The organism is Oscillibacter sp. 1-3 (assembly GCF_000403435.2).
GTDB lineage: Bacteria > Bacillota > Clostridia > Oscillospirales > Oscillospiraceae > Oscillibacter.
Genome location: NZ_KE159711.1, coordinates 273,983 through 294,251 on the forward strand (window position 1 = coordinate 273,983; position 20,269 = coordinate 294,251).

Consider the following 20,269-nt stretch of genomic DNA (forward strand, 5'->3'; position numbering starts at 1 on the left):
AGCAACATAACCGTTGCATTTCCCCTTTTATCTTATGTGGGATTTTATCGCTTGGAGGTTACATACTGAAAGGGCATTCGGCGTCATGTTACCTGATGACTATATAAATTGCGTCAAAATTTTATATGGAAAGCATATTATTTTGCATTGCCCATACCCATTGCCGCAATTAACATATGAAAGCAGCGGGGGTCCCCCCGCTGCTTTCACTAATTATTGTAGTCGTGTCATAATCTTGAAAAGATAATAAGTTCCTTCTGGCAATCCCAACTGATGCTTTACAATACAGCTCCGTTCAAAGAGCAAAAGCACCCTACTGTTTGAACTACTCACAAAACGTAAAACTTATCACATTTGTCACCACTTCATTTTTCTTGTTCAGAAATGTGTAGTATGCCGAAAAGCGGTCCAGCGCTGTAGCCCTTGCGCCAATAACGGAATTCTCAAGGGGAATCCATGATACAGAATAATCCGCAAGAGATAGTATTATTACGACCTCGGGAAAACCACAAGTTCTTTCTGAGAATCCCAGCTGATACTCTTCAATACAATTCCGTCTATGGAGCACAAGTGCATAATCTTGCTTATGCAGGTATCGACCTCATATTCTATAAACCGATCTTGATTTACATTACCACGCCAACAAGGCTGCCGCCCTTGTCCCGGAACAGGGCATTTTCCGGCAGCCTTTCCACATCAAGATACGAATGCGCCATCATCCCATCCAGGCGTCCCCAGTGGAAATGCTCATGAAAGCCAGTGTCAGCATTTTTTTGAAGAAAATTGCGGATTTCCTTGAACTGCACATTAAATCTGGTATTGCTGTAGTTTTCAACTGAGTACATTACAGCCACTCCTTCCCCTCGGCATAACAAACCTATCTCCAACTGCTGCAATCAGGGCAGCACCTTGATCAGCAGCAGCCGCCCGTTGCCCACAGAAACCTCCGCTGTCATCCCCGGCAGTACCTCGTTGCTGATACCATACTGATACTCACAGGTAATCTCCGCATTGGACAGGGGGAATTTCGCATTTTGGATGGTAATGCCCCTGGCCTGGCCGCTGATATTCAGCAGGGAGAAAAACGGATACCGGTCCTCAATGCGTACCGGACCGCTTGAAACAATCTCCATCTCAGAGTAATCATCCAGGGCTGCGGCATGTTTTCCCTGGGTATCCAGCATCAGCAACAGGGATACATTTCCCAGCGTGTGATCTAGCCGCCCGCCAATGACCCCGATCAGCAGGAAATCCTGAAAGCCGCGCTTCAGGGCCTCCTTTACTGCAAAGACCGTGTCGGTATCGTCTTTCTCGCAGGGGAGCACAATGGTCTCCGTGTCCAAATGCGGGTTCGTATGGGAATCAAAGTCGCCCACGATCAGATCCGGAGCAATGCCCAGCCCTTCCCGATGCTTCAGGCCGCTGTCGCAGCAGATATAAAAATCGTCCGCCCGCAGATAGGCACGAATACGGTCGTACCGTCCAATATCCGCACCGCCGATAATCACACACCGTCTCATACTCGGCTTCTCCCTTAATTGCTCATGTTCCAGGCCATCTCCCAGAAGGCCAGCTCATAACGGGAACAGGCAAGGAAGATATCTGTGAGGTGTTGAAGCTGCGGTTCGGTATAGTGTTGCGTCAGTTGATTCGTCATGTTCAGCAGCAGGACATTCGCTTCGCTGTAATGGGGATCAGCATAACCCTTTACCCAATCGCCATAGAAGGGATGATCCAGGGCTGCCGGATTATTCTTCACTATCTTCCGGGCGATGATCTCATAGCTGTAGGCACAGGAGAGGATAGCCGCCAAAATCTCCGCCTCCCCCTCCTCATAGGCCACTCGGAGCATATAGGAAGTGTAGGAGAGATTGTCCAGCGCCCGGGGGGTGGCCTCCAACTCCTCCCGGGATACGGCAAATTTCCCCATATAGCCCCGGTGAATGTCCATCTCACCCTCGGTGAGCAAGGTCACATACTTGGAGAATAGCTGAATGGTTTCCGGGCTTTTGGCTTTCGCTATTCCCAGAGCAAAGACTTTTGCATACTCCTCCAGATAGAGATAGTCCTGGATGATGTAATACTTGAACTTCTCCCGGGCCAGCGTGCCGTTCTGGATGCCCAATACAAATGGATGCTCATTATAGGCTGCCCAAATGTCTTTCGCTGCAGCTAAAAGCCGCTCCGTGGTCTTCATTGCTCCGCCTCCTTTGCATATTCGCCGGTGAGATTGAAATTGTGCTGCATGGGGCCCCGTCCCTTCCCCAGATCCAGCATAGCCCCCAGGGCGCCAGAGAGATAATCCTTCGACCGCCGGATGGATGTGGGCAGGTCAAAGCCCTTGGCCAGGTTGGCCGCAATGGCGCTGGACAGGGTACAGCCGGTACCGTGGGTATTGGGATTATCTATGTGCGCCCCATAGAACCATGTCCCTGCATGGTCCGCATAGAGAAAGTCATTTGCGTCGCTAATGTTGTGCCCGCCTTTCAGCAGGACTGCACAGCCATAGGTGTCACCGATCCACTTGGCGGCAGCTTCGATGTCCGATTGGCTGTGGATCGTCACACCGGCCAGGATCTCCGCCTCCGGGATATTGGGCGTGGCCACAGCCGCCAGAGGGAGCAGGCAGGTCTTTAGCGTGTCCAACGCTGCTTCCGAGATCAGCCGGTCACCGCTGGTAGCCACCATCACCGGGTCCACCACGATATTCTTCGCCCGATAGAAGCGCAGCCGTTCCGCGATTTTCTCAATCAGGCCGCAGGAGGCCACCATACCGGTTTTCACCGCGTCGGGCGGTATGTCCTCAAATACCGCGTCGATCTGCTGCCCGAGAAATTCAGGCGTCATCTCTACAATCTCCCGCACGCCGGTGGTGTTTTGGGCCACCAGCGCCGTGATGGCGCTCATGGCGAAAACACCGTTCATGGTCATCGTTTTCAGATCGGCCTGAATCCCGGCGCCTCCGCTGGGGTCGGTCCCAGCGATTGATAATGCTGTCTTCATTGCTGTGTCTCCTTTGCATTATTTTTATTGAGCGACGGAGAGTGGTGCCCCCGGTCCGCCGCTTGCAACGTTTGGTTAGTCGTGGTATTACTGTTCTACATCATCCTGCCGGAGGAAAGCATCTCTATTATAAAACGATATGATAAATGGGCCGCCCTGTCAAAATTTCGGGTGATCACATCCTGCCCATTCTCAACACTATTGTCTGATATAGTCCGAATTGCCAGAAATGGCACATTGTTCATATGGCATACATGAGCAACCGCCGCGGTTTCCATGTCAATACACACTGCGGTTGGGCTGATACGATCTGTAAATATATCCCCCGTAGTAGTAAGACCAAAATGGATTGGCCAATCGACTGTTGCCGCAGTCTGGCAAGCAAGGTCAATCATACGGCTGTCCGCAGGGAACACAGGACTCTCCAGAACTGGAAAATCGGAATAGATTTCGACATCTGTATCTCGAAATTCAGACGCGGTGCAGACAACGGTATCAAATATATTTGCTCCGCTTGACAACCCGCCTGCAATGCCTGAAAGCAAAATTGTATCCACGCTGTATCGATCAATCATTTGCTGTGCTGTGATGGCTGCGTTGATTTTCCCGCACCCTGAGTATACCGCTACGATATCTATTCCCTTGATTTTGCCGCTGTAAAAGGTGTGCATCGCATACTTCGAGACAGCCTTTTGCACTATATCCGGGATAAATGGTCTCAGTTCTTTTTCACAGGCGCATAAAATTCCAATCTTACCCATGTGAAACTCCTCTAAAAATCCTCAGCACTAACTTGAGAAAAATCCTCTATGTAGAAGTCCGCTAATGCACGGAGTCCTTCCTGGTTCTTTTCATGGCTGTCATATACCGCCGCTACCGGGAATCCGGCCTCTTTCGCAGTCCGAACGGCATAGAGAGCATCGTCAAACACGAGGGTTTCCTCCCTTCTGGTTCCCAAGAAGCGAAGGGTCGCCTCAAAAATGTCCGGCTCGTCCTTGCCGTGGCCCACCTCATTGCAGGTGAAAATCTCACCGAAACAGGACAGCACTCCGCACCGGTCCAGCCCGGCCTCCACCAAATGCCGGTCGGTAGCGGTGGCAATACACAGCCTGACGCCGTCCTGCCGAAGCCGCTCCAGGAGTTCTGCCACACCTGGTTTCAGCGGGACCTCGAAGCGGTAATACCGCTCCAACATAGCGTTGACTCCGTCCATGATCTCGTCGATGCTCTGTGTCACGCCATACTCGGTCTGGTAGTAGCGGGCCGCCTGGCGCAGACTCATATTCTTGAACGTCTCGTTCAAATTCTCTTTCGGCTGATACCCGATGGAGCGAAGATAGGTCTCCCCAATGGTGTCCCAGATAAACATGGAGTCCAGCAGCGTTCCATCCACATCAAAAATCGCACCGCGGATCCTCATACGTTCACCATCTTCTCCGACAGCGCCCGCAGCTCCCGGCAGGTCCCCTCAATGTCCTCCGCCGAGAAGATGGCCGACACCAGAGCCACGCCGTCCACGCCGCTGCCGGCCAGCCTGAGGATGTTGCCCCGGTTGATGCCGCCGATGGCCACAATGGGCACATCCACCGCGTCGCAGATGGCCCGCAAGGTTTCGTTGGACATCTGCTCCACATCGGTCTTGGTGCTGGTGGGGAACACCGCACCCAGGCCCAGATAGTCCGCGCCGTCCCGGACAGCCTGGCAGGCCTCCTCCACCGTGTGGACGGAGACGCCCAGAATCATATCGTCCCCCACCCGGTGGCGGACCTCGCCCGCCGCCAGGTCCTCCTGGCCCACATGGATGCCGTCCGCCCCGCAGGCGATGGCAATTTCCACGTTGTCATTTACAAGGAAGGGGACTCCATACCGGCGGCACAGGGCGCACAGCTCCTTCGCCTCCTGGATGAAGGCCATTTCGTCCAGTTCCTTCTCCCGCAGCTGCACACAGGTCACGCCGCCCTTCAGCGCCGCCTCCACCTGATCATACAAGGTCTGCTTCCCGGTCCAGGCCCGGTCGGTGACGGCGTAGAGCAGCATATGCCGCTTATCGCACTTCATACTTGGCTCCCCTCTCCAGCTCCGCCGGGGTGAGGCGGTACATGGCGTCGATGATGTAGTTCCGATAGGAGGAATTGCCGTCCAACTCGGTCAGCCGCCGGTGGGCGATCTCCCCGCACAGGCCCATGGCGCACACGGCGGCGGCAGCGGCCTCCAGGGGACAATCCGGGTTGGCGGTGACAAAGGCCGCCGTCAGGGCGGAGAGCTGACAGCCGGTGCCGGTGATGGAGGCCATCTCCGGACGGCCGTTGCGGATGCAGAAGGCTCGCTCCCCGTCCGTTACAATGTCAATGGCCCCAGTGACGGCAACGACCGCTCCGATCCGCCGGGCAAAGTCTTTGGCGAAAGCCACAGCCCCGTCCAGGTTCTCCTCCGTCACCTTGTCCGCCACATCGGCGTCCACACCCTTAGTGGTGCCGCTGCCCAGGGCCAGGGTCTTAATCTCCGAGATGTTGCCCCGGATCACCGCAAACTTTACCTCATTCAGCAGCCGAAGGGCGGTATCCGTCCGCAGGGTGGAGGCCCCCGCCCCCACCGGGTCCAGCACCACAGGATGGCCCAGTTCATTGGCCCGCTTCCCGGCGGCGAGCATGGCCGGGATGGTGCGCTGGTTCAGGGTTCCAATGTTGATGTTCAGTCCACCGCAGATGGCGGTAATCTCCACGGCGTCCTCCGGGTCGTCCGCCATAATGGGCGAGCCGCCGCAGGCCAGCAGCATATTGGCGCAGTCGTTCACGGTAACATAGTTGGTGATGTTGTGGACCAGGGGGGATTTCTGGCGGACATTCTCAAAAATCGGTTCAAACATGGTTTTTTACTCCCTTTCTCTGATTGGCAACAAAAAACAGGGGGCATCTGAATACGATGCCCCCTGAAAAAAGTAGCGTTTCCTACGACTTCCTCCGGCGGCATTATCCGCATCAGGTTCAAGGGTCGAAGGTCTACCTTCCTCTCAGCCTGTCACACAAGCTCCCCTGCTATGTTGTTTTCCACATTGTAATGCAATTCTTTTCCGGTGTCAATTATATTTTTCTTGGCTGCAAGTAAAAACGGATCACTATCGTTCCATACATCCAATCATAGCCAAAGCAGGTTTTCCACTAAAAGGTATTTAGATTGAATATCCCCCTTGCTTTTTCCGCTGTGTAAAAAGCAAAACGTACAGCGCAGGCCATACCACACAATGAATAGACAGTATGCCGGCATCTTTGATTGCTGCGCCTGTGTTTCCGGCGGACAGGGCCATAATGCCGTCGAAGGCGGGCTGGGATGGGACGAGATTGCAGAGGACCGCCGACAGCCCGCTGACCCCAATCAGAGCGCATAAAATGGGCACCGCGATAAATACCAGCATGATGATCTTGATATAGACCACACCGATCATCAGGCCCTCGGAGAGCTTGCCGGTAAACAGTCCGATCAGCGCCGCCACAAAGGACGACAGAAGAATCAGGGCCAGCATTAGTCCCCAATGGTTCCAGGACAGTTGAAAGCAAATACACGCCGTTATGATAGACGAAAGACTTCCAAAGAGAAATCCCACTACAACTTTCTGTAAAAAGTACTGGCAGGGCGTCATGGGCAGTATCTCGTTGACAAACGCCACGCCGTCCTCTTTTTCGGAAATGATGTTCATGGCGTTGAACGTACAGCCCATAAACATAGCCACGATCAGCACGGCGGGGATGAAAATGTCTTGAAAGTTTTCCAAAATATCAGGCCGATCCAACACCTGGACTTCTGTTTGTTCAGCGTTTTCTTGCCGCTCATAGAGGGTGGGCAGGGTAGCCGCCGCCTGCCGGAAAATCTCCAGCTCGTCCCCGCTGATTGCGGTTTTGAGGCTGTCTCCGTCTGCTTTTACGCCAATCACATTGGTAGACGGTTCGTTGATGGCGGCGGTCAGCTCCTCCTGGGTCCTGTAGGCCGTCACCGGGCCATACCGCTCCAGCCATGTAATTGTCTGCGGGGACAGATCATTTTCCAGTACGCCGAAGTGCAGTTCTCCCAGGCTGGACATATCAATGGAGCCCATGAAATTCAGCGCCCCGGCGACCAGGATGGGCAGCAGGAATGTCATCAGGCAGAATTTATCCCACAGGACACTTTTTAGCTGATATTTCAAGCCTTTCACCCCTCACCCCTCCTTTCCGATTTCCCGATGGAACGCAAGCCGCACCACCAGGAACAGCAGCGCAATCACACCGGCAGCGCCGGCATAATAGGCAGGGGAAATGTCTGTTCCGAAATAGGCATTTTTCAGGCCCATATAGACGTGATAGAACGGATGATAGCCGATCCAGTCAAGTTTGATGGAGGTGTTGGCCGACAGGAACACCGGGGTAGCAGCGAAAATAGCGATGACCAGGTAGGCCAGCGTAAACTGACGGAAATCTTTCAGCAGCAGGGCGCAGAGCAGTCCCACCAAGGCCATCATCAGGGAAAGAATGGCCGTCTGGAGCAGGACCGCAGGCAGCACCGCCGCTCCATCGTTCAACCCTACGTTCAGCAGGGTGAGCAGCACCGCAAAGGCCAGATCAGAGAGCAGGAACACCGCCAGCTTGGACAGGAGAAACAAATCTTTTCGCACCGGGAGAATGGCGTGGACACGAATGACCCCCATGCCCTTTTCCTTGAACAGTACGGCGGCGATGCCCAAAAATCCCACAGCGGCCAGCTCAAAAAACAGCAGTTCGCAGGTGATCTCTTTCCTTGCCTTTTGCTCCGGCGTGTTTGTACCCAGCACCGCCGGAGCTTGGCTGTCCGAAGGCCGCAGCAGGGACAGGGCGTAGTCGGCCCGGTGGCGGTCAACGTGTTCCGCCCCCTTGTAGAGTACCACCCGCACACCCCCGCCGCTGGCGTCCAGCCCCACACCGTTGGCGTCGGAGAGCAGGACGGCGTCCATAGCCTCCATAGAGGAAACAATCTGCACCAGGGGCGATTTTTCCGTCTGTGTCCCCGCCGGGTCATACAGATACACATTGTAGGGCGGCATCTGCATAAAGCGGATATAGCCCAGGTTCACATACGCCGTATAGAGGGCCAGAAAACCGATCGCCATCAGAAAAAACTTCCCAGACGCCAGCATCCGGCAATCCTTTTTGAACAGGGCGCAAAAGCCTTTTCCCATCAGGACAGCCCCCTCCCCGTGTACTGGATGAACATATCCTCCAAGGTCGGCTCCTGGGAGTGGATGCTGATAATCTCGTTGTGGGCAAAGGGAATGCCCGCCTCCAGCTCCGGTGCCTCAATGGTTTTTGTCTCCCGTTTTCCCCGGTACAGGTAGTCGACGACCACCCGGTGGTTGCTGTTTTTCTCCTTCAGACGCTTGGGCGTATCCAGGGCTACCAAATTTCCGTTGGAAATGAACGCCACCCGGTCGCACAGCAAATCGGCATCCACCATGTTATGGGTGGTGACGAACACCGTAGTTCCCTTTTTGCGCTCCTGCTCGATGATCTTTCGGAACAGAACCGCCCCGGAGGGGTCCAGGCCGCTGGTGGGTTCGTCCAGGAACAGCAGCCGGGGATTGCTTACCAGCGCCCGCGCCATGCTCACCCGCTGGCGCATCCCCTTGGAGTAGGAGGACACCGGCTTTTTCAAAAAATCCGGCTTAAATTCCAGCGTGTCCAGCAGCTCCCCCACATCCCGCCGCTGTTCCCTGGGGTAGAAGGAGGCGAAGTAGTTCAGGTTGTCCACGGCGCTTAAATTGGCGTATAGGTAAGGAAACTCAAACAGCACGCCGATCTTCTGAAAAAATTCCTGGCCGTGAGCGGCGGAGATATCCTGCCCGAACAGCGAGACCTTGCCGCCGTGGCCTTTTAATATCCCAGTGAGTATCTTTTGTGTTGTGGACTTCCCGGAGCCGTTGGGCCCCAGGAAACCGAAGATTTCTCCGTCCTCCACGGTGAAGTTCAGGCCGTGGAGGGCCTGCTTGTCTTTGCCGTAGGAGAACGTCAGGTTTTTGACCTCAATCACTCGTCGCCACCCCACTTTCCACGCTGATCTTTTCCCTGCTGGCGCTTGGTCCACCACTTCATGAACTTGATCTTGAAGGGGATGGAGATGACAAGCACCGCCCCAATCACCAGCCACCAGTACCACGCTAACCCAAAGAACATAAAAAAACCTCCTTAGTTGCAGCCCCAATTTTTCTTCCTGTTCCCGCCCGGGGGCGGGAACAGGGATTTGAATTGGAAGCTGTATGATAAGGAGAGTTTAAGGTTGCGGTGTGAAATTGGTGTGAGGCCGCTGTGAAATCTGCGTGAAATTATTCTGTGACGGGGATGGAGAACCAGAACAGCACCCCGTCCACCCGGTTTTCCGCACCGTAGGGCAGATTCTGCATGGACAGGATTTGCGCCACAATAGACAGCCCCAGCCCGGAGCCACTGTACTCCGCGCTGCTATCCCGATAGAACTTTGTCCAGATTTTGGGCAGGGCACTTTCTGGAATGGGCCGGCCTTGATTGTAGATAGAGAAATGCAGCATCCCACTATCCACTTTCAGTTCAAGCTGCAGAACGCCGCCAGGACACACATTTTTCCTGGCATTGACAATCAGATTACTTAAAACCTGCTCCATGCGCCGCTGGTCTGTCCTCACAAAAACCTTTTGATCCGGCAGCTCATATTGCAGCTCAAAATTGGTGTCCGGGGCGTCAATCAGCAGCCGCCCGGCTACTGTCTCCATCAGCTCTACAAAGTCAAAGCGGGTCACATTCAGACTTGCAGCTCCGCTTTCCAGCGCTGACAGGTCCAGCAAGGTTACGATCAGGCCATTCATTCGCTCCACTTCGGAGACAATGACCTGGGCGTATTTCTGCTTTCTGGCCTCGTCCATCTCGTCCTGCAAGCCCTCGGCATAGGCCCGGATGATGCCCAGCGGAGTTTTCATCTCGTGGGATAGACTGTCCACCAGTTCCTTGCGCTCGGCCAGCAGAAGCCGTTCCTTTTCCACATCCTTTTCGAGCTGGGTATTCGCATCCTCCAGACGGACAAGGGCCTGTTGCAGATTTTCAGCCATTGTGTTCAGGCTGGCAGACAGTTCCCCAAATTCATCGGTTGAAACGAGATTGCAGGGGGCGGAAAAATCCAGTCCCGCCATGCGCTTTGCGGAGGCGTTCAGTTTGTCAATCGGTTTCGTGATAAAGCGGCCCATGAAAAAGTCTATCCCTAAAACCAGCAGCATAAGAAAACCCAACCAAATCAAGAAAGAAGCATCCTCGCTGACAGGCAGACGGGTAGACAGAATATAGGAGAAAATCAGCACAATTCCCGCCAGCTTGGAGAGCATTACAATCTTTTTCCGCACTGTGCGGAGGGAAAAAGCCTCTTTCATATTGTTACCTCGAATTTATAGCCGGAGCGGATCAGTGTGACGATATGTCTGCCCTCGTCCCCCAGCTTTTGCCGCAGGGTCTTGATGTGGGTGTCCACGGTTCGGGTCGTCCCCTCGAAATCATAGCCCCAGACACGGTTTAGAAGCTGCTCCCTATTGAAAATCTGCCCAAGGTTTGCCATCAGAAAAGCGAGTAATTCATACTCCTTATGGGTCAACGAGATCTCCTGGCCGTCCAGATAGACCTTGTGTGCATTGGGATGGAGCATGATTTTCCCAGCAGTGATTGCCCCAGAAGACGCAGCAGAGGAGCGGCGCAGCAAGGCATTCACCTTGGCCAACAGCACCTTGGGACTGAAGGGCTTGGTCATGTAGTCGTCTGCGCCGTAGTCGTAGCCTTTCAGCTTGTCATCCTCCGCGCTTTTGGCGGTAAGCATGATAATAGGCATATCGCTCATTTCCCGCGCCATCTTGCAGACGGAAAAGCCGTCCAGATGGGGCATCATCACGTCTAAGATCATCAAATCCATAGGATGATTCTTCAACGTGACAAGGGCGTCTATGCCGTCGTTGGCAGTAAAGCAGGCGTGTCCGCCTTTTCGCATATAGTCTACGATAATGTCCTGCATGGCTTTTTCATCTTCGACAATCAGTATATTTGCCATAGTGCCTCCTGTGAATCACAAAGCCTTTATTTCAGTGTAGATTATATTAGGTATCAGCCAAAAAGGCAAGAGACTATATATGCGGCCAAATCCTGGGGCCAAACATCGTGGGGAAGGTGCGCTGGCTCAGTGTACCGATGTTGATGGTCAGCCGCCGCAGGTGTGCGGCAGTGGCCGGTTTCACATTCTATCAAAAGTGCAGCAAAAAACAGGAGGCACCCGAATACGATGCCCCCTGGAAAAGTAGAATTTTCTGTGACTCCCTACAGCGGCATTATCCGCATCAGGTTCAAGGGTCGAAGGTCTACCTTCCTCTCTGCCTGTCACACAAGCTCCCCCTACTATGTTGTTATGGGCGGATTATACACCTCTGCCCGCCTGCGCACAAGTACATTTTGATACGGCGATCCATACGGGCCCTCTATCCGAGTAATCCCGGCGCCTCATACAGCCTCAAAATTGAACACCTGGTCCCAGGGGAAGTTGGCGGAGGCCTCAATGCTATTGGGCCAGCTGCGGCACCACTCAGGGACCCGAGGCGTCTCAACCCGGTCGAGACTGGGTGTATAAGGCTTGATATCCAGCACAGGCGTACCATTGTCAGCGTCAATGTAGTCAAGCTGGATCACTCCTTGGTCAGCATCAATTTTGATAATCTCCGAAGCTGTCAAGGCAATGGGATTGGGCCGGAGCGGAGACCTTGTGGCGAACACGCCCATAACGGCGGGTGCGTTCTTATAGGGCTGCTCTGCCTGGAAAATGCACCGGTCTGCGGGATTGTCGCAGTTGCTGAACCACCAGAGCACGTTGATATGGCTGAAGCCGTCCAGCGCCTCCAGACCGGGAACATACTCCGGGAACAGCTTGATGAATATTCCGTCCTTTCCATTCTGAATCGTTCCAATGGGCCTTACCTGATATTCGTTCATACGAAAACCTCCTTTTTATTGGCAGGCCCAGTATAATACCTCACACTGTGTGAGATGCAATAGGGAAAATGAATTTTCTCCGTCTGCTTGCTGCGTGTCGTGAAAGATAAAGAAACGGTACAACCCGAAAGCTGCCCCGTTTCCCAAAACCATTCTAATATGTGTGCTGTCCTTACTCTCAAAGCCGTTTTACCTGGCTACCAGCGGTATTTGGAGCTCTGTGAGATATTTAGTCGGATCTGCCTCGTTCCAAGGTCCTCGATGCACGATCTGCCGTGTGGGACAGGTCATCTGATAAACGCCATGCTGGCCCAACCACCTGGCAAAGGCGAGGTAGGCCCCCTTGATATTGGAAAAATCGCCATACACCATGGTACTAGCCATGATGGGCACAGGCTCTGTCATACGGAACTGAAATGGCTCCACATCATCCATCAACTTATTCACGGGGGCGCATAGTTCGATGTCAACATCCTGCTCTTTGTACTCCGCATCGTGATAAATTGAGAAGGTCTCACCAGAGAGGGCTATGTCTTGCGTTTTTGCAAAAGCGCAGAGTTCCCTCCACAGTTCTCCTTCCGAGTAGTATGTGGGCACCACCCTGCGCAGGGAAAGGACACGGTACTCCGGTACTGACTTGATGGAGATATTATAATGAAGATCACCACTGTTGCCCAATATCTGTTCCTGGGCAACAGCTATTTTCTGCAGCTTTTCCTGATCAGCCCGTATGGCCTGCTCAATCTCCAGACGTTTTTCCGAGAGATAGTCAAGTAGCGCACTGTCATCCATCTCCAGTGCCCGGGCAATCTCTGAAACTTGAAAACCGCTGTCCCGCAGGTATCGAATCCGGTTAAGATGTGGAATCTGCTCCGCAGCATACAGTCGGTGCCCCGTCCATGAATCGACTTGCGCTGGTTTGAGAAGGCCCGCTTCATCATAGTACCGGAGCATCCGAATGGACACCTGGGTCAGCCTCGAAAATTCGCCGATCCGAAACACAGCATCACCTCCCTGTATCCTATTATACTGAAACTTCCCTATACCTCAATTCTGCTTTTCAATTACCCAAAAATATTGTACTTTCCGACTTGGGGAACAGCTAAGAAATGGCCAGGGTCAAGGACTTTCCTATCCCTACAGGAGATGCCTTCGCATTTTACGTTCTGTCCGCCTTTTCATACCTGCTCTTCAAAAATTCCATGTAATCCGTAAGGCTCTCCTGGGCCTTGGCCGGAAAACCAGCCGGGATTTGAAGCACATTGCGCTGGCCGCCGTATGGATTTGGATTGTCCGTCAGACCCAGCAGATAGTCAACGGAAACCTTAAAATATCTCGCAATCTCAATCTTGATCGCATCTGGCGGCTCACTTTTGCCCCGCTCATATGATGAAATGGAGTGCTTGTTTATCTTCAGTATCGCCGCCAATTCATCCTGCGTCAGCCCTGCATCCTTCCGCAGATCCAATAATCTCTCCCCTATCATCTGGAATCCCTCCTTTATGGCCTCATTATAGAATAATAAGTCCCTGCCGCTTTCATTATTGACAAAATAAACCCAACCTGATACATTATAGATAATTACTCGATTTTACGGCGCATGGTAGAAAATTATTCTTTCCCGTGGAGAGTCAGAAGGGGTGAGGCTTACATATGGATCATATTGCGGAATTGTCTGAGCTGGAGAATGAACTGGGCCAGCTTCTGCTGACAGAACAGGAATGCGCAGGTGTTTATTACCTGGTTGCTCAGCGTGATGATGAAGCTATCGCAACAGAGTATTACGCAGTCACGGATACGCCCATCATATCGCAGGAAGCAAGGGAGTATGGGAAAAAGCACTCCATCTTTTGGCTGTTCTCCAAGGCGGAGGATGCAGGCGGCTGGCGGATCATTGACTATGAGCTTGGAAGATACCGGGTTCAGAATCACCTCAATCAAGCGTGCAGCCTCCATGAAATTGCGCTCAACGCGGCCGAATTCCACCCGGAGTATTTTGGTACATACCCAGTCCCCTTCTCTTCACCGCGAGGGTACACCACTCGGTACTGGATTTTAGAGAATGGGATCTACTGGGTCGAGACAGACCAGTGTGAAGAATTTCTTACAGTCTGTTATCCTGTTTGGTCCACAGAACTATCCGGCTTGGCCATGCAGGTCGGTGAACAGCTGGAGCATGACAAAACACATGGCATACATCAGACTCTGGGCTACATATTTTTCTCTTCCAGTGTCAGCTGCATTCCCATCCACGAGTTGATGCAGACACGCACGAAGTGGGACGGAGCCGTGATAGACAAACGGGCCTTAATGAATGTGATATGGAGACGTATGCCTGAGTACGCCGTCCTCGCAAACAGGTGGGAACAGACCGGGCAGAATAGTATCCTCTCCGTGATCCTGCCGCAGTTAGAGTTTGAACAAGAGCGGGTCATACAGAACGACCATATGATCACCATGTTCCCGGATGCCGGCGAAGATTACCAGCTATTCAAAAAAGCGGGTGCTGCTGCACAGTCCACCCAAAATCCATCGACAGAATAACAAAGAAGCGGGCTGCCCATTCGTGGGGACAGCCCGCTTCTAATCTCTATACATATCCGGCATAAGGTGGTAAAATAGGGTCACGCCTAAGAAATCGGAGGTCTGCAATGAAAACAAATGAAGAACTGCGCACCAGCCTGCGAGCCATCGACCGCAGAAGCTACCCTGCCTATAAGTCTCTGGCGGGAAACTGGTCTTTCGGTAAATATATCTTGAATATCGAACACGTCCAGGGAGACCCCTTCGCCGCACCATCGCAACTCAGTGGGACGGTGGATAGCCGGACAGCGGGTTTCCCCACCGCCTGCTGGGAGGCCCCCTGGAATCGCACCGCCCTGGAGGATTACCTGCTCCGGCGCTTTGGCCGTCAGGCGGGGCGGTTCTTCCGCTTGGCCAGGGCTCCGGGAAGAGCGGGGTGCTGGCAGTGACCATTCCCGGCCAGGAGACACTGGAGCGGACGGACTGTGAGGTGCGCTCCGACGCTATGTTACTTATTCAGTTGTGATTGTGGTAATAGTTGACTGTTATTCTAATATTTAACCTAACTCCTTAAATTCTCCCTCCTGAATAGAAATATCAATATCAAATTTTGTGTTCGCGCCCGCAACTATCTTAATTCTATTGTTTCCACTTTCTATATTCAAAGTGCTTTGAATTGGCTCTGACATTTCGGTGTCACATTCAGCAATGATTGAAACATCTCCCTTGGGATTTATCAATACCAGTTTCATCTTTCCAGAGGAAACATTTATTATGTATGTTATCTCTAAAGATTTATCTTCCTCTGCGTCAAAAACCCATATGGTGTCCATACCCTCCATTTTTTCAACGCTTGCCGTAAAATGTCCGTCCTCTGCTGTTTGTTCATAAGTATTAAGATTATATGAATTTGTATTACTTGCTATTTTTATATCGTTGTCATATATGGCAACCATAAGATTTGCACAACCTGTCATTAAACAAACAACAATCATTCCTGCACCAAGCATTTGCACCAAGCATTTTTTTGTTTTCATAATGTGCCTCCATAAGCTATGATTTATTCAATTAAGATAGCTTTGCCCCCAACGTGGATCCTTCATGCGGATACGACCAATCATTTACCCAGCTCACATCATAGAAGCATTATAGAGAAAAAGCAATCAAAATTTCAAATTTATATGCAATCCATATCTTATTTTGAAGTTATTCATATTCTTGTCCACTATACTGGTGAAATCTCTTTCTTGGAGCGGGCGTTGGATCTGTGGCAGAAGGCGGGGGTATCTTTGATTCTGGTGGTGGGAAGCAGCGGAGCCTACTTCCATATTGCCAACTGTGTGGTGCAGATGGATGCCTACCACGCCAAAGATATCACGGCGCAGGTCAAAGCGGCGCTGGAAGGCCGGCCTGCACCCATGCTGTCTGCGCCAGGGTTCCATCTGCCTGCGGGCGGACGGGTTGTTGACCTGTCCGGCGACCGCCAGACCCGGAAGAACTACCGCGGAAACGGATACTGTCAAGAGCGGCTGAATGTCAAGCGGTTCGGGAAGACCGCCTTCTCCGCAGGGGACCTGGAACTGGATCTGCGCTATGTGGAGCAGCTGGTGGATGCCGGGCAGACTCTGGCTCTGGCTTACATGGTGCGCTACGCCCGGGAGCATCTGACGGGACAATCTGTGGAAGAAATTTCAGCAGCGCTGCTGCGGCTGGTGGAGTCAGGGGACCTTGGGGCCGTCTGCGGCAATGCGGTTGTCCCCGCCGGCCTGACGCTGCCCCGGCTCCAGGAGATATTTGCGTGTTTTAATCGCTGCTGAGAGAACAACAAGAAAATATTGCTCACTACGCAATTTAATTATGAAGCAAGCAGGCGCGGCAAGATCATAAATCTTACCGCGCCTGCTTACTTGAAATGCCCTGCTCAGCGAATGCCGGTCTTAATGAATTCAATCAACTTTTCCACATCGTCAAATTCATCATAGTCACCAAATATTCCCTCACGGTGATAAAGAATGCCTCTTTTTTCATTTGCTTCAAGACAATCCAACAGATGCGTCTCCCCATACCGTTTGGCAAACAGGGTAAAGGCGTAGGGCTTGATTTTATTCAGTAATCCTTTTTTACAGGTCTCTGTGCAGGCATAACAATGCGAAATGCCCCTTTCGGAAGAGCACCTCTTGTTTTCGCACTTATCCGCATCGGGACATCCATCCGACCCACAGCCATCGCATCTCACGTTCTCCGAGCACAAACAGCACGCAAGGCCACATCGTGCAACACCTAGTTCTCGCCGCATTTCCCCACCCCACCAAATCTTTTTACTGGATCGCGTCCTTCAGAGCTTTGCCAGCTTTGAATACCGGAGCTTTAGACGCAGCAATCTCGACAGGTTCCTTTGTCCGTGGGTTCCGGCCGGTGCGGGCCGCACGGGCCTTGACCTCAAAAGAGCCAAAACCGACCAGCTGAACTTTATTCTCCGCCTTGAGCGCATTCTCCACAACTCCAGTAAATGCGTTCAGCGCAATTTCACAGTCCTTTTTGGGCAGGCCGCTGGCCTCAGCCATCGCAGTAATCAGTTCATTTTTGTTCATAAACATTCTCCTTCTGTATAAAAAGTCGCTCGTGTAATTATAGCCGCCCCATTGGGAAAAGGCAACCTACATCTCAGAAATTCTTTATTCCTTACTATACTTGTCATAGCGGCACTGCTCAAATACAGCGTTTCCCAACAGTGTAATCGCCTGCGCAGGGCATGAACTGATGCAGCGATAACACATTGTGCAACGATCTCCCGCTGTTGCTTTGTGATTCTTTAGGGTGATGTTTCCCATTGGGCATATCTGGGCACATAGTCCGCAGCCCACACAGGCTTCACTGATTTTCAGCTTATCAGAGTAGTCCTTCGTCTTGCCATAATACCATAGGCGCTGACCCAAGAGGCCTGCTGCTCTGTTATAAAAGTTTAAGCCATCCCTTGGGTATTTGCCTTGCTTGATCTCTTGCGCACATTTTTCAATCTTTCTGTCCGCCGCTTTTATGATCTCCCGATTTTTTTCAACAGATCTTTTCAGCAGCTTCACATCGCAAATCGAATCCGGCATACAGATATGCAGGCCGCCAACGATACTCGCGCCACACTTTTTCAATAGCCGTGCAGAACATCCTGCTCCATCCCCGCTGAACAATCCCATTGTGGCAACACAAAGCACTTGCTTGTTTTTCCAAAGTTCCGAATTGTCTTTGATAAAGTTCCGTACCATAACTGGCGCATTGGAGAATTGAACGGGGTATGCCAATACAATAAACTCGTGCTGTGATAATAAACGCACAGTTTCTTTTCCCTCAATGGGAACTGCCTGCGCATTTTCATCCAATAAATAAATCAGCTTTTCGATACAGTGTTTTGTGTTCCCTGTTCCACTTAAATATACGCCAATCATAGCTTTGCCCCCAACGTGGATTCTTCATGCGGATACGACCAATCATTTCCCCAGCTCACATTGTAGAAGCATTATAGAGAAAAAGCAATCAAAATTTCAAATTTATATGCAATCCATATCTTATTTTGATGTTGTTCATATCCTTGTCCACTATACTGGTGAAACCTCGCTTGGCCTTCTACTTGGTGGATGGTGTATTGTGGGGATAGAAAGGAGTTGCTGAAAATGTTAGAAAGTTTGACTGTAACCCCAACAGCTATCATCATCATGGCGTTGGTTGGTCTGTTCACACTGGTACTACCGCTGGGGCTTGGAATTTTCTTTTGGCGAAAGTCAAAGGGGCGGTGGCGGTTTTTCTTCATTGGCTGTATCATATTCCCCGTCTTTGTGCTGATCCTGGAACGGACTGCACACAGCCTCCTGCTCTATGGCGCTCCTGGAGCAGTGCTGCAGGAAAACATCTGGCTGTATGCTTTTTATGCCGGTCTGATGGCGGGCGTTTTTGAGGAATGCGGCCGCTGGCTGGCTTTCAAGCTTTCCCTCCGATGGAGCCGAGGGCCAGGGGATGCGCTGATGTACGGCGCGGGACATGGAGGCATAGAGGCGATTCTGCTGGCCGGGATGACGATGTTAAGCAATATTACGCTCGCTTTGGCTTTGAATCGCGGCGGACTGGAAGCGGTAGAGGCTATGATGGGTCCTTTATCGGAAACGGGGCTGGCTGCCATCCAGGGCTTATGCGCTAACCCGGCAGGCATCTATTTCTGGACCGGTTTTGAACGGCTGGTGGCGGTGGGGCTGCACATCGCGCTGTCGGTACTGGTGTATGTCTCTGTAAGGCGGAGGGACAACTGGTTCTGGTTCCCCGCCGCCATCCTGCTCCACACCCTGGTAGATATGGTGACGATCCTTGCCAATGCCTGGCTACCCATTGCGGCTACTGAGGTGATTGCCGCCCTGCTGACTCTGGGCAGCATCGCCCTGGCCCGCAAAGTTTATATAGAAGAGAAAGAGGACAGCCTACCACCATTTTCCGGCTCGCACCCCTGAAGTGCTTTCTGAAAATTCTTTCCCATGCTATAAAAGAGCATTGTGTGAGAAGCACCCCCCAAAAGCACATGCTATGATAGGCCCATCAAACATAGGAGGTGCCAATATGCACGCATGGGAAACAATCGAACACTCTTTGGATTACATTGATGAGCATCTGGGGGAAGAGGTCAAGATCGAAGAGTTGGCCGGTATGGCCGCTCTCTCGCCATTTTACTTTCAGCGACTGTTCAAACGTCTAGTACACAAGCCGGTTCAGGAGTATGTCAAACTCCGTCGGCTGGCCAAAGCGGTAGAAGCCTTGCGTGATCCGAGCCGGAGGATACTCGATGTGGCTCTGGACTACGGCTTTTCCAGCCACGCCAATTTCACGCGGGCCTTCAAAGACGCCTACACAATTACCCCGGAAGAGTATCGGAAGGCGCTCCCTATGCTCAACACTTTTGACCGCCCGGAGGTCGCTGCCAACTATGTGCTGATTAGCGAGGGTGTTCCGCTGGTGGTGGGAGATATCGTCCTGGAGCTCGAACGGAAGAGTCTAACCGCACCGGAATCCTATATCGGGTTTGAAACCGCTGTCAGCATCGCCGCGCAGACGCCGGTCGGTGAGAGTACCGGCGTGGATGTTCCCGGCCAGCTCTGGCGCCAGTATCACACCGAGCGGAACGCCACTTCCCCAGGGATCCATACCGGGGTGGAACTGGGGATGTCGCACTCGGCGGATCCTAAGCTGGGTACTTTCCGGTATTTTGCTGGCGGATTGGCGAAAAGTGGTCCCGGCCCGCTTCCGGACGGCATGGTTCTGCGGGAGCTGCCCGCTGGCGAGTATGCCGTCTGTAAAGTGGAAGCAGAAGATTTCGAGACGCTGGTGACCGTTGCTCTGAACCAGGCCAGCCGGTATCTCTTTGGCACATGGCTTCCGCAGCACAGTCTCACGACCGAGCCGTTTTCGGCTGAAAAGTATTATCGGACCACGGAAGATGTAGCTTATATGGAGCTGTGGGTCATGCCCAAACCCACGCTCACCGCAGACGGAGCTACAACTGTGTGAGGACTCCAGAACAAGCCCGTCTTGCGCCTTGTCCACATACACCTGCACACGGAATCTTCCCTACTGGATGGTACCAGCCACAATAAAAAAGGGAAGGTGGTACAGATATAAAAACAGGGGCCAGAAACGACCTTGTTAACATGCGGTCAAGAGGCTGAAAAAGTATATGGAGCATTAGAGCTGAAGACAAGGTGGAAAAAATTCTCTGAAAC

General features: G+C 52.4%; 26 protein-coding genes and 2 riboswitches. Of the genes, 5 read left to right on the forward strand and 21 right to left on the reverse strand.

Annotated elements, in window-relative coordinates; translation table 11 throughout:
* Positions 1-626: 626 nt before the first annotated feature.
* From C816_RS19585 to C816_RS19660, 17 genes are all read right to left on the reverse strand, one after another.
* Complete coding sequence (locus tag C816_RS19585; RefSeq protein ID WP_016324149.1) at positions 627-845, reverse strand: hypothetical protein; 219 nt, start codon at positions 843-845, stop codon at positions 627-629.
* Between the two features lie 51 nt (positions 846-896).
* Positions 897-1,520: a thiamine diphosphokinase gene (locus tag C816_RS19590; protein WP_016324150.1), complete on the reverse strand. Its 624-nt coding sequence runs from the start codon at positions 1,518-1,520 to the stop codon at positions 897-899.
* Between the two features lie 14 nt (positions 1,521-1,534).
* A complete protein-coding gene (gene tenA, locus C816_RS19595; protein ID WP_016324151.1) occupies positions 1,535-2,197 on the reverse strand; it encodes a thiaminase II in 663 nt (220 codons plus the stop codon).
* Positions 2,194-3,003, reverse strand: a complete 810-nt coding sequence (thiD, locus tag C816_RS19600) for a bifunctional hydroxymethylpyrimidine kinase/phosphomethylpyrimidine kinase (protein WP_016324152.1) — start codon at positions 3,001-3,003, stop codon at positions 2,194-2,196. The genes tenA and thiD overlap by 4 nt, the downstream gene beginning before the upstream one ends.
* A 95-nt stretch (positions 3,004-3,098) precedes the next feature.
* The gene (mtnN, locus tag C816_RS19605; RefSeq protein WP_016324153.1) at positions 3,099-3,764 is read right to left on the reverse strand and encodes a 5'-methylthioadenosine/S-adenosylhomocysteine nucleosidase; all 666 of its coding nucleotides are present in this window, start codon (positions 3,762-3,764) and stop codon (positions 3,099-3,101) included.
* A gap of 11 nt (positions 3,765-3,775) precedes the next feature.
* A complete protein-coding gene (locus tag C816_RS19610; protein ID WP_016324154.1) occupies positions 3,776-4,423 on the reverse strand; it encodes an HAD family hydrolase in 648 nt (215 codons plus the stop codon).
* Positions 4,420-5,061 (reverse strand): thiamine phosphate synthase, encoded by a 642-nt coding sequence (gene thiE, locus C816_RS19615; protein ID WP_016324155.1) that lies wholly within the window; start codon positions 5,059-5,061, stop codon positions 4,420-4,422. The genes C816_RS19610 and thiE overlap by 4 nt, the downstream gene beginning before the upstream one ends.
* Positions 5,048-5,869, reverse strand: a complete 822-nt coding sequence (gene thiM / locus C816_RS19620; RefSeq protein ID WP_016324156.1) for a hydroxyethylthiazole kinase — start codon at positions 5,867-5,869, stop codon at positions 5,048-5,050. The genes thiE and thiM overlap by 14 nt, the downstream gene beginning before the upstream one ends.
* Before the next feature lie 72 nt (positions 5,870-5,941).
* A riboswitch (TPP riboswitch) is annotated at positions 5,942-6,047 on the reverse strand.
* Positions 6,048-6,172: 125 nt separating this feature from the next.
* A complete protein-coding gene (locus C816_RS19625; protein ID WP_016324157.1) occupies positions 6,173-7,192 on the reverse strand; it encodes an ABC transporter permease in 1,020 nt (339 codons plus the stop codon).
* Between the two features lie 3 nt (positions 7,193-7,195).
* Positions 7,196-8,119, reverse strand: a complete 924-nt coding sequence (locus C816_RS19630) for an ABC transporter permease (RefSeq protein WP_371254432.1) — start codon at positions 8,117-8,119, stop codon at positions 7,196-7,198.
* A 68-nt stretch (positions 8,120-8,187) separates the two neighbouring features.
* The gene (locus tag C816_RS19635; protein WP_016324159.1) at positions 8,188-9,036 is read right to left on the reverse strand and encodes an ABC transporter ATP-binding protein; all 849 of its coding nucleotides are present in this window, start codon (positions 9,034-9,036) and stop codon (positions 8,188-8,190) included.
* On the reverse strand, positions 9,033-9,179 hold the full coding sequence (locus tag C816_RS24380) for a hypothetical protein (protein WP_016324160.1): 147 nt from the start codon (positions 9,177-9,179) through the stop codon (positions 9,033-9,035). The genes C816_RS19635 and C816_RS24380 overlap by 4 nt, the downstream gene beginning before the upstream one ends.
* Positions 9,180-9,328: 149 nt before the next feature.
* On the reverse strand, positions 9,329-10,399 hold the full coding sequence (locus C816_RS19640; protein ID WP_016324161.1) for a sensor histidine kinase: 1,071 nt from the start codon (positions 10,397-10,399) through the stop codon (positions 9,329-9,331).
* The gene (locus tag C816_RS19645) at positions 10,396-11,064 is read right to left on the reverse strand and encodes a response regulator transcription factor (protein ID WP_016324162.1); all 669 of its coding nucleotides are present in this window, start codon (positions 11,062-11,064) and stop codon (positions 10,396-10,398) included. Before C816_RS19645 ends, C816_RS19640 begins: the two co-directional genes overlap by 4 nt.
* Before the next feature lie 241 nt (positions 11,065-11,305).
* Positions 11,306-11,413, reverse strand: a riboswitch (TPP riboswitch).
* Between the two features lie 94 nt (positions 11,414-11,507).
* Entirely contained in the window at positions 11,508-11,993 is a 486-nt protein-coding gene (locus tag C816_RS19650) for an SAM-dependent methyltransferase (RefSeq protein WP_016324164.1), read from the reverse strand.
* A gap of 189 nt (positions 11,994-12,182) precedes the next feature.
* Positions 12,183-12,995 (reverse strand): MerR family transcriptional regulator, encoded by an 813-nt coding sequence (locus tag C816_RS19655; RefSeq protein WP_016324165.1) that lies wholly within the window; start codon positions 12,993-12,995, stop codon positions 12,183-12,185.
* Between the two features lie 157 nt (positions 12,996-13,152).
* A complete protein-coding gene (locus tag C816_RS19660; protein ID WP_016324166.1) occupies positions 13,153-13,479 on the reverse strand; it encodes a helix-turn-helix domain-containing protein in 327 nt (108 codons plus the stop codon).
* A 167-nt stretch (positions 13,480-13,646) separates the two neighbouring features.
* Between C816_RS19660 and C816_RS19665 the strand changes: the two genes are divergently transcribed.
* Together C816_RS19665 and C816_RS19670 are read left to right on the forward strand one after the other, a co-directional pair.
* Positions 13,647-14,537: a hypothetical protein gene (locus C816_RS19665; RefSeq protein WP_016324167.1), complete on the forward strand. Its 891-nt coding sequence runs from the start codon at positions 13,647-13,649 to the stop codon at positions 14,535-14,537.
* 107 nt (positions 14,538-14,644) lie between these two features.
* On the forward strand, positions 14,645-14,965 hold the full coding sequence (locus tag C816_RS19670; protein ID WP_016324168.1) for an ABC-ATPase domain-containing protein: 321 nt from the start codon (positions 14,645-14,647) through the stop codon (positions 14,963-14,965).
* Between the two features lie 108 nt (positions 14,966-15,073).
* Here the strand turns inward: C816_RS19670 and C816_RS19675 are convergent, their stop codons facing one another.
* The gene (locus C816_RS19675) at positions 15,074-15,553 is read right to left on the reverse strand and encodes a hypothetical protein (protein ID WP_016324169.1); all 480 of its coding nucleotides are present in this window, start codon (positions 15,551-15,553) and stop codon (positions 15,074-15,076) included.
* Positions 15,554-15,697: 144 nt separating this feature from the next.
* On the opposite strand from C816_RS19675, the gene C816_RS19680 reads away from it, so the two are divergent.
* Positions 15,698-16,333 carry a P-loop domain-containing protein gene (locus tag C816_RS19680; protein ID WP_016324170.1) on the forward strand — a complete coding sequence of 212 codons (636 nt, stop codon included), beginning with the start codon at positions 15,698-15,700 and terminating at the stop codon, positions 16,331-16,333.
* 104 nt (positions 16,334-16,437) lie between these two features.
* On the opposite strand, the gene C816_RS25755 is transcribed toward C816_RS19680, so the two are convergent.
* From C816_RS25755 to C816_RS19695, 3 genes are all read right to left on the reverse strand, one after another.
* The gene (locus tag C816_RS25755) at positions 16,438-16,563 is read right to left on the reverse strand and encodes a hypothetical protein (protein ID WP_371254433.1); all 126 of its coding nucleotides are present in this window, start codon (positions 16,561-16,563) and stop codon (positions 16,438-16,440) included.
* Positions 16,564-16,834: 271 nt separating this feature from the next.
* The gene (locus tag C816_RS19690; protein ID WP_016324172.1) at positions 16,835-17,107 is read right to left on the reverse strand and encodes an HU family DNA-binding protein; all 273 of its coding nucleotides are present in this window, start codon (positions 17,105-17,107) and stop codon (positions 16,835-16,837) included.
* Between the two features lie 84 nt (positions 17,108-17,191).
* Positions 17,192-17,956: an EFR1 family ferrodoxin gene (locus tag C816_RS19695; protein WP_016324173.1), complete on the reverse strand. Its 765-nt coding sequence runs from the start codon at positions 17,954-17,956 to the stop codon at positions 17,192-17,194.
* A gap of 225 nt (positions 17,957-18,181) precedes the next feature.
* On the opposite strand from C816_RS19695, the gene C816_RS19700 reads away from it, so the two are divergent.
* Positions 18,182-19,006, forward strand: coding sequence for a YhfC family intramembrane metalloprotease (locus C816_RS19700; RefSeq protein WP_016324174.1), 825 nt, complete (start codon positions 18,182-18,184; stop codon positions 19,004-19,006).
* Positions 19,007-19,112: 106 nt separating this feature from the next.
* Positions 19,113-20,057, forward strand: a complete 945-nt coding sequence (locus C816_RS19705; protein WP_016324175.1) for a helix-turn-helix domain-containing protein — start codon at positions 19,113-19,115, stop codon at positions 20,055-20,057.
* The last annotated feature ends 212 nt before the right edge of the window (positions 20,058-20,269 follow it).